The organism is Paenibacillus hexagrammi (genome assembly GCF_021513275.1).
Classification (GTDB): domain Bacteria; phylum Bacillota; class Bacilli; order Paenibacillales; family NBRC-103111; genus Paenibacillus_E; species Paenibacillus_E hexagrammi.
In genome coordinates this window covers 316,617-332,696 of record NZ_CP090978.1, presented here as the reverse complement: position 1 = coordinate 332,696, position 16,080 = coordinate 316,617, and the positions used below count along the sequence as shown (strand labels likewise).

General features: G+C 47.8%; 15 protein-coding genes and 4 pseudogenes. 6 read left to right on the top strand and 13 right to left on the bottom strand.

The window, feature by feature from the left end; all coding sequences use genetic code 11:
- The first annotated feature begins 110 nt into the window (after nucleotides 1-110).
- The 3 genes from L0M14_RS01580 to L0M14_RS01570 all read left to right on the top strand — a co-directional run bounded on the left by L0M14_RS01580 (nucleotide 111) and on the right by L0M14_RS01570 (nucleotide 2,319).
- A complete protein-coding gene (locus L0M14_RS01580) occupies nucleotides 111-326 on the top strand; it encodes a hypothetical protein (protein ID WP_235120355.1) in 216 nt (71 codons plus the stop codon).
- A 224-nt stretch (nucleotides 327-550) separates the two neighbouring features.
- Nucleotides 551-1,270 carry a 3-ketoacyl-ACP reductase gene (locus L0M14_RS01575; protein WP_235120354.1) on the top strand — a complete coding sequence of 240 codons (720 nt, stop codon included), beginning with the start codon at nucleotides 551-553 and terminating at the stop codon, nucleotides 1,268-1,270.
- 35 nt (nucleotides 1,271-1,305) lie between these two features.
- A complete protein-coding gene (locus L0M14_RS01570) occupies nucleotides 1,306-2,319 on the top strand; it encodes an LLM class flavin-dependent oxidoreductase (protein WP_235120353.1) in 1,014 nt (337 codons plus the stop codon).
- Between the two features lie 363 nt (nucleotides 2,320-2,682).
- On the opposite strand, the pseudogene L0M14_RS32310 reads toward L0M14_RS01570, so the two are convergent.
- The 8 genes and pseudogenes from L0M14_RS32310 to L0M14_RS01530 all read right to left on the bottom strand — a co-directional run.
- Nucleotides 2,683-3,437 (bottom strand): annotated as a pseudogene (locus tag L0M14_RS32310) (transposase); the annotation flags it as partial.
- A 468-nt stretch (nucleotides 3,438-3,905) separates the two neighbouring features.
- On the bottom strand, nucleotides 3,906-4,157 hold the full coding sequence (locus tag L0M14_RS01555; protein ID WP_235120352.1) for a hypothetical protein: 252 nt from the start codon (nucleotides 4,155-4,157) through the stop codon (nucleotides 3,906-3,908).
- Complete coding sequence (locus L0M14_RS01550) at nucleotides 4,157-4,879, bottom strand: hypothetical protein (protein ID WP_235120351.1); 723 nt, start codon at nucleotides 4,877-4,879, stop codon at nucleotides 4,157-4,159. The genes L0M14_RS01555 and L0M14_RS01550 overlap by 1 nt, the downstream gene beginning before the upstream one ends.
- Nucleotides 4,880-5,808: 929 nt before the next feature.
- Nucleotides 5,809-7,026: a Ger(x)C family spore germination protein gene (locus L0M14_RS01545; RefSeq protein WP_235120350.1), complete on the bottom strand. Its 1,218-nt coding sequence runs from the start codon at nucleotides 7,024-7,026 to the stop codon at nucleotides 5,809-5,811.
- A 54-nt stretch (nucleotides 7,027-7,080) separates the two neighbouring features.
- A pseudogene (locus L0M14_RS30850) lies at nucleotides 7,081-7,662 on the bottom strand (spore germination protein); the annotation flags it as partial.
- A gap of 40 nt (nucleotides 7,663-7,702) precedes the next feature.
- Nucleotides 7,703-8,545: a spore germination protein gene (locus tag L0M14_RS30845; protein ID WP_260115428.1), complete on the bottom strand. Its 843-nt coding sequence runs from the start codon at nucleotides 8,543-8,545 to the stop codon at nucleotides 7,703-7,705.
- Nucleotides 8,523-9,635 (bottom strand): GerAB/ArcD/ProY family transporter, encoded by a 1,113-nt coding sequence (locus tag L0M14_RS01535; RefSeq protein ID WP_235120349.1) that lies wholly within the window; start codon nucleotides 9,633-9,635, stop codon nucleotides 8,523-8,525. The genes L0M14_RS30845 and L0M14_RS01535 overlap by 23 nt, the downstream gene beginning before the upstream one ends.
- Complete coding sequence (locus tag L0M14_RS01530; RefSeq protein WP_235120348.1) at nucleotides 9,632-9,871, bottom strand: hypothetical protein; 240 nt, start codon at nucleotides 9,869-9,871, stop codon at nucleotides 9,632-9,634. The genes L0M14_RS01535 and L0M14_RS01530 overlap by 4 nt, the downstream gene beginning before the upstream one ends.
- 149 nt (nucleotides 9,872-10,020) lie before the next feature.
- Between L0M14_RS01530 and msrA the strand changes: the two are divergent.
- A pseudogene (msrA, locus tag L0M14_RS01525) lies at nucleotides 10,021-10,619 on the top strand (peptide-methionine (S)-S-oxide reductase MsrA).
- 51 nt (nucleotides 10,620-10,670) lie between these two features.
- On the opposite strand, the gene L0M14_RS01520 reads toward msrA, so the two are convergent.
- The 3 genes from L0M14_RS01520 to L0M14_RS01510 all read right to left on the bottom strand — a co-directional run bounded on the left by L0M14_RS01520 (nucleotide 10,671) and on the right by L0M14_RS01510 (nucleotide 13,356).
- Nucleotides 10,671-11,423, bottom strand: coding sequence for a LytR/AlgR family response regulator transcription factor (locus L0M14_RS01520; protein ID WP_235120347.1), 753 nt, complete (start codon nucleotides 11,421-11,423; stop codon nucleotides 10,671-10,673).
- 104 nt (nucleotides 11,424-11,527) lie between these two features.
- The gene (locus L0M14_RS01515; RefSeq protein WP_235120346.1) at nucleotides 11,528-13,051 is read right to left on the bottom strand and encodes a solute symporter family protein; all 1,524 of its coding nucleotides are present in this window, start codon (nucleotides 13,049-13,051) and stop codon (nucleotides 11,528-11,530) included.
- Nucleotides 13,048-13,356, bottom strand: a complete 309-nt coding sequence (locus tag L0M14_RS01510) for a DUF485 domain-containing protein (RefSeq protein ID WP_235122773.1) — start codon at nucleotides 13,354-13,356, stop codon at nucleotides 13,048-13,050. The genes L0M14_RS01515 and L0M14_RS01510 overlap by 4 nt, the downstream gene beginning before the upstream one ends.
- Nucleotides 13,357-13,736: 380 nt before the next feature.
- On the opposite strand from L0M14_RS01510, the pseudogene L0M14_RS01505 reads away from it, so the two are divergent.
- Nucleotides 13,737-13,928 (top strand): annotated as a pseudogene (locus tag L0M14_RS01505) (transposase); the annotation flags it as partial.
- A 196-nt stretch (nucleotides 13,929-14,124) separates the two neighbouring features.
- Here the strand turns inward: L0M14_RS01505 and L0M14_RS01500 are convergent.
- Complete coding sequence (locus L0M14_RS01500) at nucleotides 14,125-14,994, bottom strand: ketopantoate reductase family protein (RefSeq protein ID WP_235120345.1); 870 nt, start codon at nucleotides 14,992-14,994, stop codon at nucleotides 14,125-14,127.
- Nucleotides 14,991-15,137 (bottom strand): hypothetical protein, encoded by a 147-nt coding sequence (locus L0M14_RS01495; RefSeq protein ID WP_235120344.1) that lies wholly within the window; start codon nucleotides 15,135-15,137, stop codon nucleotides 14,991-14,993. Before L0M14_RS01495 ends, L0M14_RS01500 begins: the two co-directional genes overlap by 4 nt.
- 134 nt (nucleotides 15,138-15,271) lie before the next feature.
- Between L0M14_RS01495 and L0M14_RS01490 the strand changes: the two genes are divergently transcribed.
- A complete protein-coding gene (locus L0M14_RS01490; protein ID WP_235120343.1) occupies nucleotides 15,272-15,820 on the top strand; it encodes a TetR/AcrR family transcriptional regulator in 549 nt (182 codons plus the stop codon).
- Nucleotides 15,821-16,080: the final 260 nt, after the last annotated feature.

Below are 16,080 nucleotides of genomic sequence, written 5' to 3'. Positions count from 1 at the left end.
ATGAAGTCGTGCAAACTGGTTGGCTCGAAACCCGAGCAAGTGGTTGGTTACTTCCCCCACCATTTGCGTTATGATAGAGGAAATTCGAATCTAAAGGAGTGCGATCGTTCATGACTGGCGAATGGCTTTTTTACATTATCGTATTTGTTCTCATGGCTGTTGCCGTTGTTGCCACGGTTCTGGTCGGCATGTCCAGGAGCAACCGGGAAGGCAATCCGGACTATTTCAAGAAAACTGATCGAAAAATGACCCGGCTCACGATGTATTATGTAATTTGCTTTGGTGCCGCTATTCTGGCTCTTGGCATATATGTTTACAATCTATGAGTCCATCTACCGTTCGGAAGAGCCGAGAAGATCCATCAGCCGTCAGACTGCGTCCGCTTACGTAGAGTCTGATGGTTTTTTTATTTACACGGAGCTCATGAGTATACACAGCGTTACTTGCTAACACTGAGGTGTGTACTTGCTTTGACTGCCTGAATACCTAATAATTATTTTTGTGTCACTGAACGTGACTCATTTTACCATAAGCGAAGGAGTGATTCGTAATGAATTTGCAAAATAAAACAGCCATCATTACCGGCGCAGGGAAAGGCATCGGCAAAGCTGCAGCTATCGCCCTCGCCAAGGAAGCCGTACATCTGGGATTGATCGCGAGAAGCGGCGGCGACCTGGAAGCTCTTCAATCCGGGCTCACAGCCGCTCACGGCGTGAAAGTCTACACGGCCACCGCTGATGTGGGCAGCAAGGAGGAAGCGGACCGTGCCGTCAGTCTGCTCGGCGAGCAGCTCGGAGCTATTGATATCCTGCTGAACAATGCCGGTACGGCTCAATTCGGCACCTTGGTCGACATGGATCCTGCACAATGGGAACGTATTATTCAGACCAACCTGATGGGCACCTACTACATAACGAGAGCCGCACTGCCGACGATGCTGAAGCAAGATGCGGGCAGCATCATCAATATCGCCTCAACAGCGGGCGAACGCGGCTTTGCTACGGGCTCCGCCTACTGCGCCTCCAAGTTTGCCGTCATGGGCTTGACTGAAGCGCTGATGCAGGAGGTTCGCAAATCCAACATCCGAGTGACAGCCCTCACGCCCAGCACCGTGAATACGGAGCTTGCTGTAAATACAGGTCTGCCTATTGGAGATGAAGACCGTATGATGCAGCCGGAGGATGTAGCGGAGCTGATCCTAGCTACCTTGAAGCTGCCGCTGCGAGTGTTTGTGAAAACCGCGGGAATCTGGACTACCAACCCACAATAACAGCTTGCGCAGCATGATAGGAGGCGAATGCCACAATGTCCCAACCATCTACACCGATCCCATTCTCCATTCTGGATCTGGCTCCCGTTATTGAAGGAGGTACGCCGCGCGATTCCTTTCATCGATCACTTGACCTTGCGCAGCATGCCGAGAAGTGGGGCTACCACCGATATTGGCTGGCCGAGCACCATAACATGCCGGGCATTGCCAGCTCCGCCACATCGCTGGTGATCGGCTATATCGCGGCAGGCACCAAGCATATCCGCGTAGGCTCCGGCGGCATTATGCTCCCAAACCATGCGCCGCTAGTCATCGCCGAGCAGTTCGGAACGCTCGAGTCGATGTATCCGGGCCGTATCGACCTCGGTCTCGGTCGGGCTCCTGGGTCCGACCAACTGACGGCCCGCGCGCTGCGCCGCGGCTTGGGCGGCGACGGCCACGACTTCCCGGAGATGCTCAGCGAACTCCGCGGTTATGTAAACCCTGCCCTCGAGTCGGGCAGGCCAGGGGTCCGCGCCTTCCCGGGCGAAGGCCTCGACATCCCCATCTGGCTACTGGGCTCCAGCGGCTTCAGCGCTCAGCTGGCAGGCCAGTTGGGACTGCCTTTCGCGTTTGCGAGCCATTTTGCGCCGGATTATCTGCTCCCGGCGCTACACTTGTACCGGAGCGATTTCCACCCATCCGAAGCGCTCGAGAAGCCTTGCGCCATGGTCGGGCTGAACATCATTGCGGCTGATACCGATGCCGAAGCACAGCGGCTGGCTACTTCGCATCAGCAGCAGTTCTTGAACATCATCCGCGGTCGTACCGGCCTGCTCAAGCCTCCCGTGGACAGCATGGAAGCACTATGGTCCCCGCAGGAAAAAGCGCTGCTCACGAAGCAGCTGAGCTATTCCATCGCCGGCAGCAAAGAAACCGTACGAAACAGGCTGCGCGACATTCTCGACATCACGAAGGCGGACGAGTGCATCGTTACCACTCAGGTGTACGATCATAACGCCCGCTTGCACTCGTACGAGCTTCTCGCCGAGGTCGTACAGTCCTTATAACTGCCTTAAGAAAAACCTAGCCTGCGGCTAGGTCCTTGTCTGTACCCATACTTTTGAGCATGGGGAGGAATTGGATATGGGCTTCCAACCGCTGTTAAAGTCATGTTCTTTGAATATTTGAAGTGGTATGAACACGACTTTAAAGGCGGCCGCTTTCGCTTTTCCACCCCATATCCATTCCCTTTCTTCTACTTTGTGCTTCCTTCTACTTCTCTAGGACCGATCCTGTCTTCAATCCGGTACTCGTATCCATGAACTCCCTTGTAATACTCAGGGTACATTTCCCCCTCACATGCTTCGCATGAAAACTGCGGAGGTACTTCTGGATCTCCATCGTCCATCATGTCAAAATCTCGAACTACACTAAGCGGGATGCCTTCGCTGTGCGAGCACGTCAAACACAGATACTTGACGAACTCCTTGGATTGCAGGTGCTTGCTTAGGCTCAATTGTTTGCTTTTCTTTTTCTTTGCTGGTTTTCGTTTTTTCGATACTGGTGAGATCGTAAATCATCCTTTCTAAGCAGCCCTTCGTTTTCTTACATGCTGCGTATCTTATCTTGAGTTTTCCTTCCTCTAGGCAGACTTCTCCCTTGTATTCATAGTAGCATTCGCACTTCGGACAAACTAGCGGATCATTACCACTCGCCTTTTGAATCTTCTCCTCCAGCTTCTTCGCTGTAATCGTTTTTTTACTTGTACAATCCACTTCCTTGCTTCTTTCTGCCAATTGCTCACTAAATCTTTGCATATTTTCTTTATTCGCCTTGCATAAACACCATAATATCGGATGGTTTTGAAATTTCCATCAGGAATATGCCGAATAACCCGAGCAATAAACTCCTCTACGGTCACCTTTTCTACTCTCTCTTCTCCGCTGGTTTTATCATGGTAGCTGAACACCACATACTCACCGTCGTATTCTTTTATCCTTTTTAACGCTATCGCGGGTCGTTTCATATATCGTCCGATGTAACCCAGTTGTTCCTTCACATTCCCTCTTTGCTTCGGAGCATGCACATAGAAACCTTCTCCATTCGCTGAGTAGGCCTTCTGCAATCTTGCCTGTACTTTTCTTTTTTCTTCTCCGTTCAGGCTTCTTCGTATCAGCTTTAATACGCTTTCGGGCTTATAGCTTCTGCTTTTTACAAAAAAAAAAAAAAAAAAAAAAATTTCGTGCGGGGGAGGGTCTCCCTAGTTCCAAGCATAACTTTCACAGCATGCCGATCCTCTTACACCGGAGGTTCTTCCGCGCTGCACTTCCAAGGGCTTCACGCGTTCCATGGTCTTCGCCCATCATCTCGGAGCTCGACTCCCTCTTGTCCTTTTCAGGGTCTTTTTGACGATGCGGCAGGATTCACTTTACGTTACGGCCTGCTGTTTTGCTCGCTCCCTTCTCAGGGATACTTTGTCACAGGGCTTCAACCTTAGGATCTCTCCACCAGTTGCCTGTCAGCTACGAGGCGACTTGGCTCTTACCTCGACCGGACTTCCACCGGCTAGTTGTGCCTAGCTTGGCTAGGCGCGCAGACAACAAAAAAGCCAGTAGCTTACGCTACTGACTGGAGACCTGTTCGGAAACGGCCCCTATTTATCTTTTTCTTTATCTAATAAACCGTATAAAATCGAAATAATTCCAAGAATTAATAGTAAAGGAATAAAAATATTATCTCCAAAATGGGGGTAAGTAGGTGATGTGTCTACACTAGGATAACCGTTTGATATCATAGGTACTGCACTAATTGTCGCTACTATTTTCGCCACTAAACGTTCGCTTGTATACAAAAATCCGTCAAAGCTAATAAGAACGATACCATACTTGAAAAATTGCGTTTTCATTAGTTCGTATCTACAGACCAATCAATGTATCTAACTGGTTCAGTATAATTACCATACACAGTACCTTCATAGTTGCCACTAAAATAACCATATTGCTCAATCGACCATGTTCCACGGTTATAGATAGGGGTGATATAATATGAAGTAGAATTATGTAGGGTATCCGTTTGTGGTGGTCCAGAATAAGTACGTTCTGTTGTAAATGTAAAAGTAAGTTCCCTTGTTAGACTAGTTTCCATTTCGCTACTAGCATTAGCGGTTTCGCTAGCAGATAGGACACCGTTTGTAGCAGATACGCTAGAAGTAACCCCAATTGTATCTTTAACTCTAGATTGATCTGTCAGTTTTACGACTTCACTAGATGTTAATTTAATTGAACTTCCGCGAGCTACGGATCTAACGAATTTGGCTTGTCCTACAACATCCCAGTCTGTAACTTGCTTCACTTTATTTATGTATGTACTGAACATCATTGGGGAAACGCTTCGAGGAGCATCAATTACACTTCGGATAGTAAGGGTTGCGCCCGCTGGAAGAGATTTAGTTAGTTGATCGATTACTTTTTGTGATACCTTATCTGAAATCTCAGGTGCAATTTTTACTGTCACATTTCGCTTTACAATAGGAACCTCTTGTGCGTTTACAGTAGATCCCCCAATTGAACTACTAGCTAGAGCTACTCCTACTAAAGCAGTAACGGCAATAGTTTTAATATTTCTCATAAATTTGATTAATCTCCTTTATTTTCCTATTTTTTTGTTACAAATTGATAGTATCATAGAATATCGGATTTGTTAACATTTTTTTACTTTTTATAGTAATCCAAGGTACTTTCAGACTCACTATCACTTGCGCAGGCCCGCAACGTAGTGGGGATGGAACAAAACAAAAAGCCAGTAGCGTTAGCTACTGGACAGAGTGTTAACAAAGCCCCCAGTTTTCGGAATCTTTGTTGTTATATGGGCTCTATTTCATGAAAACGAGATGACCAATAAGGTAAAAATATAAGATTGCCACCTATCCGGCACTGTGGGCTAGGATATTGGCAATCTTTTTGAAGTTCTGGCATAATGGCGGTCATCAATGCAGGCCCTGAGTTTTAAAGCTTTTTACCGTTTGCCTAACGATCTTGTCGAACCGCCTCATCCAATTCGTCTATATAAGTCCTTGTACTCTTGCTGACTTCTTGTTTGATGAACTTTTGTTTATTGGAATTTGGTTACTATGATCCGGCACCAGATCTTTTAACCCAAGACCTAGAAACCAACGATAAGCGGTGTTGAAAAAAAACTCTTATTCCAATTTTTTGCACGGAACGAATGCCGTAAAGATAGCCGATAACCAGCATTTTGAAGTAACATTACGGGGTTTGCAGAGGGGGGCCGTTATCTTCACAGTAGAAAGGGCATAATGAATAAGAAGTCGATATATTTTTGAATGGATGATTGGAAAGGACCAGGTATTCGATACAGACGAATTCAAATTGATTTTGGACATAAAGATTAGAGTGAAGCATGAGGACCAACGCCTTAACAGTATAATTATACTAAATTAACGCAGTAACTCGATAAAGAAATTGATATAAAAACAGCCTGTTGAGATTTTTCAACAGGCTGGCCGTAGTATCGCCAAGATACTTCGGCCTTTTTTGTTAATCATTGCCCTCTTGGTGCATATGCTCGGTCTTCAGCTCGGAGCGCAGCAGCTTTATATGGACATCAACCGTGACAGGCGTTTGGCTGAACAGCTCATTCCAGCTCGCTTCCTTCAAGGCTTCTTGGTACTGCTTGTAATGCTTGCGGTACAGTTCTTCACCGAAACCAATCACGTCAAGCCCCAAGTCCTGCTGGGTTGTCTGAATCGCTCTACTCATTTCTTTCTGCACATACTTTGATGCGAGTTCTTCTAGCGTCTTGAATCCGGACACCTTTTTCAGCATTTCGTCTTGATCGATACTTCCGACTAAACCCTCACCCGTTAGCGATAAACGGATATTCAGCTTCCCCTGTTCAAAACTAACATTCCTCTTGGCCACCATATGGAGAACGCGAATAGCCGCATAATACCCTTCATTTTGAAGAGGTACGGAGAATACAGTCTGGTGTACGCGATTTCTAGCCATTAAAATCATTCTTGTTTCCTCATTCGTCAGAAAACCCTTTAGTTTATCCTTGCGCAGAACAGCCCCTCCGGCAATTCGTACGATCGCCTTTGGCGTCGAGCTTTTAACACTTTCCATACCGAAGGCTTTAGCCGGTATCCCCGCTACCGTGACAGCTCCGAGCAGTGTTTCTCTGCCATGAGCCAGAATAGATTGGGATAGGTCAAATAAACGACTGTCCTCAATCCCGCCCCAGGACCGATAATATCCCTCGACCTGAGATTTGATTTTTAAGCTCGAGAGTCCTCCGCGTGGATAGAGAACCTTTAGAATATCCGAGGCCGCGACATCCTTGGAAATTAATACAAGGACATCTTCTCTGACATATCGAGTTCGTTGCAGAGCATCCAAATAATGATCCATTCCCTTTCGGGCCAATCGCTCATCAATGATAATGACCCGGATGTGTGAGAGAATCATGGTCCGGTCCAGGCTCTCATTAAATCGGCCTGCCGCCTCCGCTATGGTGTTCATTTCCAGGGAGCTTACGATACTGGGCGCGGCTCCTTTACCGCTCTTTTGCTGCTGCGCCTCACTTGCATTCAAAGTCTCAATCGTGACGCGGATTTTATCTCCTTCGCCAGGCTCTAAGGCAATTCCCGTAATAAGGGCCGTCTTATTCAATTCCATCAGGTCCCAACAGCCTGTTAATAGAACCATCATACCGGCAAGTTGGAGGCCAAATAATATTCGAGCTATGTGCCGCATATCCGGATCGCTTCCTTTATTCAGCTTAGTGCACTCTCCATTACCATTTATCAACTAGGATTCTTTACCCGACTCTTCCCCTGCAGCAGGAACCGGTATGCGCACTAGAGCATCCTTCTGTCCCCGCAATCGAAAAGGGGCAAATGGAGATAAGTAAGGCTGCCCGAAGTTCTCTAGTCTCACTAAATGGATCAACAAAAAAGCCCCGCATAAGATAACACCGTATATACCCAGAACTGCAGCAAAGCATGTGACAGCGAAGCGCAGCAAGCGGATGTAAGAGCCAAAGGAATATACAGGGGATACGAAACTGGACATCGCAGTCAAAGCTACGACAATAACCAAAATATTGGAAACAATTCCCGCGGCAACCGCAGCTTGCCCTAGTACAAGAGCGCCGACAATGGATATTGCTTGCCCTACCACCCGAGGCATCCGTGTCCCGGCTTCCCGCAAAATTTCAAACGTAATTTCCATAAGCAGAATTTCTACAATTGTGGGAAATGGAATTCCTTCACGCTGGGCTGCGATGCTAGTAAGCAGAAGCGTTGGAATTAATTCCTGATGATAGGTCGTGATCGACACATACAACGCTGGCAGAAATAGCGAGATAAAAAAGGCAAAATACCGAAGAAGCCGCGCAAAAGAACCAAATGCATACCACTGGTAATCATCTTCAGGAGATTGAAAAAAATTCGTTCATAACCGTTGGAACAATGAGTACAAAGGGACTCCCATTCACAATAATAGCCAATTTATTCTTAATGAGCAGCGCACAAGTCTTATCCGGTCTTTCTGTACTATATATAGTAGGAAACAGTGAGAAGCCTCTGGGACGCAGCAATTCTTCCAGGGTGCCGGAGTCGAGCAAGCTCTGGACCTCGATTTGTTTTAATCGAGCTTTTACCCGCCTGATCACCTTGAGGTCCACGTTTCCTTCTATATAAGCTACATACACATTGGTACGAGTTTGTTTACCAACGGTATACTGGTCAAAACGAAGCCGCTCATTAAACAGTCGTCTGCGAATGAGGCTCATATTCGTTTGCGCAGATTCCGTGAAGCCTTCTTTTGGGCCTCGAACCACCGTCTGCGTGGTAGGCTCATCTACAGAACGGGTTTCCAGATTCTTGACGTCAATCGACAATATCATTTCCGCATCATTGACAGCAAGACCCGCATACCCTTCCAGCAATTTGCCGGTTAATTCTTCCAGCCGTTCGACCCATTGGGTCGTGAGACCTCCGAAACAAGCCTCCCTGAGCTTTTCAAATATCGCGCTGGATAGGTACTCGTCCGTTTCTAACGTAAACTGTGACATCGGCTTTATGATATTGTCCATCATAAACACAGAGCTTGTCATCGTTTTCAAATAACAGAGCAGCCCTTCCATCCCTGCTATTCGGACCGGTACCATCATCAGATCATCCGTATTTCCGAGAACCTGCTGCAAATAAGCCTTAACGTCACTGCTAGAAGCGATTGATAAGCTTTCATCAAGAGATTGGGTACGGCTCATGTCGGCCTCCTTTTCGTGGTTTGCGGATTTTCAGCAGCAGCCCCGTACATAGCGGAATCAGCAGCTGGAATGGGATGTGAAGAACATAGATGACATATTTCAGCCCTTCTTCGCTATGTTCGGCAAAGTTCCGTGTCACCAGCAGCGACATTGCGCCAACCAACAGGGCAAGCGGAACCACGTAAGAGCGACTGGCTTTTCGAAAGACAGTAGACAACCCCTGAGCGCCGGCATACAGAAAAACAGCACATTTCAAAACCACACCAAAAATAATAATCAATCCAACCAGCGTATCCATACGAGTGATAAACTCAACAACGTTAATAAGACGCGAGGCGTCGAGTAAGGGAAATGCGGAGAATTTCTCGTAATCTTTCCCCATAGCTGCGGTCTGGATCAAATCAGACAGGGTCAAAATCATACCGGCCGTTATGATCGCGAGTAAACCCGATTTTCGGAATTGTCGTCTATCGCCCAGACGTGGAGCAAACACAAGGAAAACAATTAATTCTCCGTATGGAAACCACAAGGTGGATGTCACGCTTTCTTTCAGTTCAGGTAGTATTCCATCCGAGAACAAGGGGAGCAATCTCTCTGGATCCAGGGAACCGCTAATGAGCAAGAGTATGGAAATGGTGAGGAAAAATAGCAGAATAAATACAACGATGCTTTCAGACAGCCTCCCTAACATTTGAATGCCTCCCGCTGCCGCGTAAGCAACTACGAGTACAAATAGAACAACAACCACTTGCCCAGGGGTGTAACGCAGAATGGTCGTCATCACAAGCTCCAGCATATCCCGGACGTTGCGGGCGCCAATGTACAAAAAGTAGGTGGAATAGCTAATCACAAGTGCTTTACCGGCGTATTTCCCCCAAGCTCGAATCAGTAAATCATAGTAGCCCTTACCGGCATCGGCGTACAAAAGAATGACGTACATCATGAACAGCATGACAGCAGGAATCAATGAGAATATCTCAACCAGCCACACATCGTTAACCTGCTTGGGCGTTCCGAAAATAATGGCGGTAGCTAGTAAACAAACCAACAGCAGCGTGAACGTTTGCATCGAGGATAAGCGACCGTTCATCGTCTTGATCCCACACGTTTGACGCGGTTTTCCCTTTGTTTGCTCCCCTGAATGTCCGCCAGGAGACCGGCACTCAAGGAGGCGGCTAGGAGCAGATAGGTTTTCCAATTATCATAGTAACCGAAGCTTTGACGATATAAGGTGGCCCCCAGCGATTCCCGATACACGAATGTATCCATAACGGCAAGCAGCAGCGAAGAACAGACGGTTACAACCAATATGCCGAGCGTTGTCATCCATATCTCCTCTCTAGAACAATGTTTCTAAATCTTCCCTATTTTTCGCAGTATAAATGGGAATTATGTATACACAAGGAAAGTGATATGATGCTTGGAGGAGGTGAACCTGAGTGGGAATTAAAGACATAGAATGTGTTACTCTGGGAATGGGTTGCTTTTGGAGTCCTGAGGCGCTATTCGGACAGCTGGCGGGAGTGCTTCATACGCGTGTTGGATATGCCGGAGGGACGACTGAGAACCCTCCTATCGACAGCTAGGAGATCATACCGAGGTGGTCGAGGTGAACTTCACGCCACATATCATTCATCTAAGAGATCTCCTCGAGCTGTTCTGGAACAGCCATCATCCAGATAACATCAATGATTACAAGGGGAATCAGTACAAGTCCCTCGTCCTCTATCGAGATGAGGAGCAGCGGCGTGCAGCGGAGGAACTTATGGAGCAGCGTAAGCAATCGGGGAAGGGCAGACCTAAGACAGAGCTCGCTCCTTTCCAGGCATTTTATCAGGCAGAAGATCGGCATCAAAAATACTACTTACAACGATATCCCGATGCCATGAATAAGCTCAGCCTGCTGTACCCGACCCAGGAAGAACAAACAGACAGCACACTGGCTGCAAGGCTGAACGGTATGGCGAAGGGATATACCAATCTGGGGCGGATTATCGAGGAGATAGCGGTTTGGCCGATTAGCGAAGGGCAGCGGAATAACATGATCAGCTTGATAAGACAGATTCGCTGGTAACGGGGGAACCCTGATGCAGATAGGGCTGTGACGGCCTTGAGTACCCTCGCCTTACAGCAGCTTAAACAACTCCTTCGCGGACACACGGGAAACGGGGATTTTCGTGCGGTTCTTATCTTTTAGAGTAAGCGTGTACGCTCCATTAAACCAAGGGATCAGCTCATCCACCTGATTCAGGTTAATCAGATAGCTGCGGTGGGGACGGAAGAAGTGGCAGCCCTGCAGCTTCTCTTCTAATTCATTCAATGTAAATTTGGACGAGGTGTAATGGTGATCTGTCGTATAGAGATGAATCACTTTATCCTCTCGCATCGCATATAAAATGTTCTCCGGGCCGATCACGACAATTTTCTCCCCGTCGTCCATCAAGATTTTATTCAGCTTCGATGCGGAAGCCGCTTCCTCTTTTGCACCAACCGGTGTTTCAGCTTGCTCCGCCTTTCTAGTGCGGACTCTTTGAAGCGTCTCCTTAAGTCTCAGGTAACTGTACGGCTTCAATAAGTAATCCACAGCGTTTAATTCAAACGCATCTATCGCATAGCCTTCATGGGCGGTCGTAAATACGATGCTTAGCTTCTTCATTCGGGCCCTAAGCATTCTTGCCGTTTGAATGCCGTCCATTTCAGGCATTTGAATATCCAGGAAGATGACATCAGGGATATGCTTTTCCGCAAGCGCCAACAGCTCTTTTCCATTGATAGCGCTTTCTAAAATTTCCAAATCCTCTTCTTGCTCCAGTAGGTAGATAAGCTCTTCTCGAGCCAAACGCTCATCTTCAGCTATCATCACTTTGATTTTCTTCAACAGCCTCACCTCCTACTATTCAATATACAAGAAGAAAAAAATACAGCCGGTTTTAGAAAAAACCGACTGCATTTTCTAAACTTTCATATCTCCTGTTTCATGAGTTAAGCGCCAATGTTGGCCTTCACCATAATTTCTCTGTATTTGGCTTCATCCTTCTGAGCGGATAGCAGAGTTCCGATGATACAACCGATAAAACCGATTGGGATCGAGATGATACCCGGGTTCGATAAGGTGAACAGCGGAGCCCCGACAAGAATGGCTTTGCCTGCTACAGGATTCCATACGCTTGGGCTTAGAGCTACCAGAATCAGACAGCTGAGCAGACCCGAAAGCATCCCCACTATAGCTCCTGTCGTGTTAAACCGTTTCCAGAATACGGTGAATAAAATAACCGGAAGATTCGCACTCGCTCCCACCGCGAAGGCCAGTGATACGAGGAAGGCTACATTCAGCTTCATCGCAAATAGCGACAAGATAATGGAGACGATCGATACGCCGACGGACGCCCAGCGCGCTGCCTTCATTTGCTCCTTGTCTGTTGCGCTTCCCTTGCGGACAATATGTCCGTAGAAGTCATGCGCGAAGGCCGAGGCCGCCGTAAGCACGAGACCGGCTACCACCGCAAGAATCGTAGCGAAGGCTACTGCCGAGATGAACGCGAACAGGAAGTCGCCGCCAAGCGCTTTAGCAAGCAGCGGAGCCGCCATGTTGCCGCCCGGGTCTACAGAAGTGATGGCTTTAGAACCGACGAATGCCGCAGCGCCGAAGCCGAGGAACATGGTCATCACATAGAACACACCGATAATCCACGTCGCATATACAACCGAGCTTCTTGCCGTCCGCGCGTCTTTTACCGTGAAGAAACGGGTTAAAATGTGCGGCAGACCTGCCGTTCCCAGGACAAGCGCCATATTGAGCGAAATGGTGTCGAGCGGAACCTTATATTTATTTCCCGGATTCAAGAACAATTCTTTCAGCGGGGTTGCGGTTTTCATATGCTCGAACATGGCTGTTACACTGAAGCCGAACTTGGCGAATACGATCAGAGAGATAATGAGAGTTCCACCCATCAGCAGTACAGCCTTCGTAATCTGTACCCAGCTTGTCGCGGTCATTCCACCGAATACGACGTAAACGGTCATCAGCACACCGACAATCAATACAGATGTATACATATCGATGCCGAGCAGCAGCTTGATCAAGCCGCCCGCGCCCACAAGCTGCGCGATCATATAAAAGGTACTAATTGTAAGCGTATTCAAAGCTGCTACGCCGCGCACCTTCTTGTTATCGAAGCGAGCTGCAATCATATCCGCCATCGTATACTTACCCAGGTTACGCAGAGGCTCTGCTACCAGGTACAACACGACGAGGTAAGCGACCAGGAAGCCGATACTGTAAAAGAAGCCATCGAATCCCGCTAATGCGATGGAGCCCGTAATACCCAGGAAGGATGCCGCCGACATATAGTCTCCGGCGATAGCGAGCCCGTTCTGCCAGCCCTTCAGCCCGCCGCCCGCAGTATAAAATTCGCTCGTGCTGTTCGTTCTTTTGGCTGCGTAAAACGTAATCACCAAGGTTAGCACAACGATGGCTATGAACAGAATAAATGCGGTAACGTTCATCCGGCTTGTCCTCCTCTTTCCTGCTTGATCTCGTCAACCATTTGATCGAATTTCACCGATTTCTTCGAGTAAATGATACACAGCACCCAAGTCATGATGAATTGCGCAAAGGCGAATACCCACGCCCAGGAAACAGGGCCGAATGCCGTTTGATTGAGGACTTTACTGTAGGAGGTCAGGATCGGCAGCGCAAAGTAAAATACCAAGAAAAACAAGGTCATCGGGAACAAAAATCTCTTCTTGCTGGCCACTAATGCTTGAAACTTCGGCGACTGCTCCACTTGGGCGTAGTCTTGATCGTTCATCCGCATGAAGATTCCTCCTAAGGAAACGAATTGTACAGAACTCATCTATGTAAGCGCTTAATCAAATTATAGTATGCTTCTCCCGGTTTGAATCGAGTTTCGCCCCAAATGTTAATTTTCCGGTATGAACGGCAAAAAAACAGCTGTGAAACGTCCGTGTTAAGTGAAAATACAATTGTAGACTGGTCATGAAAATGAGATAGCGGCGGACCAAGACTGAAAAATAGTGCTACTTGTTGATTTGTTTCGATAGCAGATAGTACTCTACATCCATCATTAAAAACACAGACAATATTAGAAAGTGAGTGATCAATAAATTCAATCTCGAAGTATTGCACCGAAGAAGCGAACGCTACGAATGGATATGAACTCTTTAACAAAATGGAAGTGCCGGAAAAAGAAAATCCTCGAAAACTCGCAAAGGCAACAAGTACCTCCGAGCGGCACTAATTGAAGTCGCCCACTCCGTATGCAGATCCGACAACTACCTGGGAGCCCAGTACCGTCGCATCGCCGCGCGAAAAGGTCGAGACCGTGCAGCTGTAGCTGTCGCACATGCGCTACGAGCAATTTTCGGGGTAGCTTAATCCACTATTGCATTTGCTGAGGGGCTTTTCATGATGACCGTCCCTGTCACGCCGAGTTGTTTTGCATTTGATGCTTATCTTACTGCGCGCCTTCTCGGCGGTAATAGTCGATGACACCACAAGCGCCGTTAACTCCTTCGCCGAACGTGCCATTCGACCGAGGAGGCACAGCCTCCTATCTCTATCGAATCCTCGTATAGAGACGCAACTGTTCGGCCAAGCGCTCGAGTTCGGCCATCGCCGCAAGTGAAGGGCTGTTGAGCTGTGTGGCCGTCGAGCTTCTCAAGAAGCGCCGTAGCATGACCGTGAGCAGCCCTTCTGGCAGAGTCTGCAATGCACCGAAAAAGCGAGGTACTGGTGACGTCGGCATGGCGGCCAGGTTCTGCCGCATGAGGCGGATCATGCCTCGGACCGCTTCCGGATCGTCGGCCAGCGCTACTGGGCCGCCCGCCGTGTTCACCGCTTGCAAGAGTGGTACCTCGAACGCGGCGTGTGTCTTGAGCCAAGTATCCATCTGTGGCTCAGCCTTGGCTTTGAACCCGGCAGTGCGGAACTCCTGTACGATCCGTTCCAGTCGCGGGGTGGTACGGCCATCGGGTTCGCCGATCGGCATCGTCGAGAAAAGGCGGGTCATGATGTTGGTCGGGCGGTAGCGGACCACGTCGCCGTCCATCATGCCGGCGAACGTGGGGAAGCCGAGCAGCGCCCTCTTGTGTCCGATCACCGCGCCAAGCGGCTCCGCGCCGGCCGCCCAGTTGAGTAGGAACAGCACGTCGCCTTTGAGACCAGCGAGTGTTCCCAGTAACTCGTCCACCTGATGGGTGCGGACGAACACGGCGATCAGGTCGTACCCGTTGGCAGGATGCTCGACCACTGGCACCGATACTTGCTTGACTGCGGGGCTGTCCCCTTCGGCGAGCTGCACACCGTGCCGACGTAGGGCGGCCAGGCGCTCGCCCCGGGCAAGGAGCGAGACGTCGTGCCCGGCCTCATGCATGCGGGCAGAGAACAAGCTGCCGAGAACCCCGGCGCCGTACACTAGCAGTTTCATATGACAGCCCCCTTTCGTACGTTTGTTTCAGTCATACGTCCGTTTGACTCAAATATATTGGAACAATCAGCCGCGACTTTGACATGCTCTGTCGCGGCACCTGCTGTATTGGCGATAGCTTCCGCTATGGTCTGATATTTCATTCTTATCCTCCTAACATCTTGACTATAAGACAACGTGTTGTATGATTAATCATACGGCTTTGTCTCAGTTTCAACAACCAACAGTTTTATTTCATTTGTCGGATTGTATTTTGTTTGCGAAAGGGGTAAGAGATATGAATAAGCAGCCTGAAATAACGGAAAAAACAAGACAAACTTTTATCAGTGTTTTTTGCGAACTTTATAGCCAAAAACCGATAGAGAAAATCACAGTACAAGAAATTGCAAACATATCTGGATATAACCGAAGTACCTTTTATCAATATTTTACCGATGTTTACGATTTGCTTAGCATCATCGAAAATGAAATATTGGATTATATCCGGGAAAAATTGAAGAATACAGAGAAAATCGAAACAAATGCACAGGATTTGCTCCTGCTTTTCCAAGAAAAAGAGGCATACCTAAATGCCTTACTAAGTGATTACGGTAATATTCGCTTTATTGAAAAGTTGAAAGATGAATTTTTTTCTGATGAGCAGAAATATTGTTTCCCTAAAGATAGTTCAGTAACACCCTATTTATTAGAATTTCACATCTCAACTTCGTTTTCACTGCTTCGTCTTTGGCAACGCAGGCAAAAAGATTTGCCTCCAGAAAAATTAATTAGTTTGATAGATATGCTATTTACTTCGGGAATATCGTCTATTACTAGAAACTGTTAGCCTGCTCGCTTTTCTATTCTTTGGATGCATAGGAATACAGGAGCGTGAAGCTACAGTACGCTCCACTGTCTTGAGAACATCCTGTGAGTCAGAGGCCTTTTATTAGGAATCCATTCGAACTAACCTGCCCTTAATGAAAATGGAGCAGATGCCGCCGGGCAAACTGCTCCATGAAGGGTTGTACTAACGTTCCCCGGTAGTTCAATCCAATTAGGTAATATTCATTTATTCCTCTGTAAGAAACAAGCATGTGAAGATAC

Bases quoted from the DNA above. Each gene is read 5' to 3' on its own strand.
- L0M14_RS01580 (WP_235120355.1), top strand. From the start codon at position 111: ATGACTGGCGAATGGCTTTTTTACATTATCGTATTTGTTCTCATGGCT.
- L0M14_RS01575 (WP_235120354.1), top strand. From the start codon at position 551: ATGAATTTGCAAAATAAAACAGCCATCATTACCGGCGCAGGGAAAGGC.
- L0M14_RS01570 (WP_235120353.1), top strand. From the start codon at position 1,306: ATGTCCCAACCATCTACACCGATCCCATTCTCCATTCTGGATCTGGCT.
- L0M14_RS01555 (WP_235120352.1), bottom strand. From the start codon at position 4,157: ATGAAAACGCAATTTTTCAAGTATGGTATCGTTCTTATTAGCTTTGAC.
- L0M14_RS01550 (WP_235120351.1), bottom strand. From the start codon at position 4,879: ATGAGAAATATTAAAACTATTGCCGTTACTGCTTTAGTAGGAGTAGCT.
- L0M14_RS01545 (WP_235120350.1), bottom strand. From the start codon at position 7,026: ATGCGGCACATAGCTCGAATATTATTTGGCCTCCAACTTGCCGGTATG.
- L0M14_RS30845 (WP_260115428.1), bottom strand. From the start codon at position 8,545: ATGAGCCGTACCCAATCTCTTGATGAAAGCTTATCAATCGCTTCTAGC.
- L0M14_RS01535 (WP_235120349.1), bottom strand. From the start codon at position 9,635: ATGAACGGTCGCTTATCCTCGATGCAAACGTTCACGCTGCTGTTGGTT.
- L0M14_RS01530 (WP_235120348.1), bottom strand. From the start codon at position 9,871: ATGACAACGCTCGGCATATTGGTTGTAACCGTCTGTTCTTCGCTGCTG.
- L0M14_RS01515 (WP_235120346.1), bottom strand. From the start codon at position 13,051: ATGAACGTTACCGCATTTATTCTGTTCATAGCCATCGTTGTGCTAACC.
- L0M14_RS01510 (WP_235122773.1), bottom strand. From the start codon at position 13,356: ATGAACGATCAAGACTACGCCCAAGTGGAGCAGTCGCCGAAGTTTCAA.
- L0M14_RS01500 (WP_235120345.1), bottom strand. From the start codon at position 14,994: ATGAAACTGCTAGTGTACGGCGCCGGGGTTCTCGGCAGCTTGTTCTCT.
- L0M14_RS01495 (WP_235120344.1), bottom strand. From the start codon at position 15,137: ATGAAATATCAGACCATAGCGGAAGCTATCGCCAATACAGCAGGTGCC.
- L0M14_RS01490 (WP_235120343.1), top strand. From the start codon at position 15,272: ATGAATAAGCAGCCTGAAATAACGGAAAAAACAAGACAAACTTTTATC.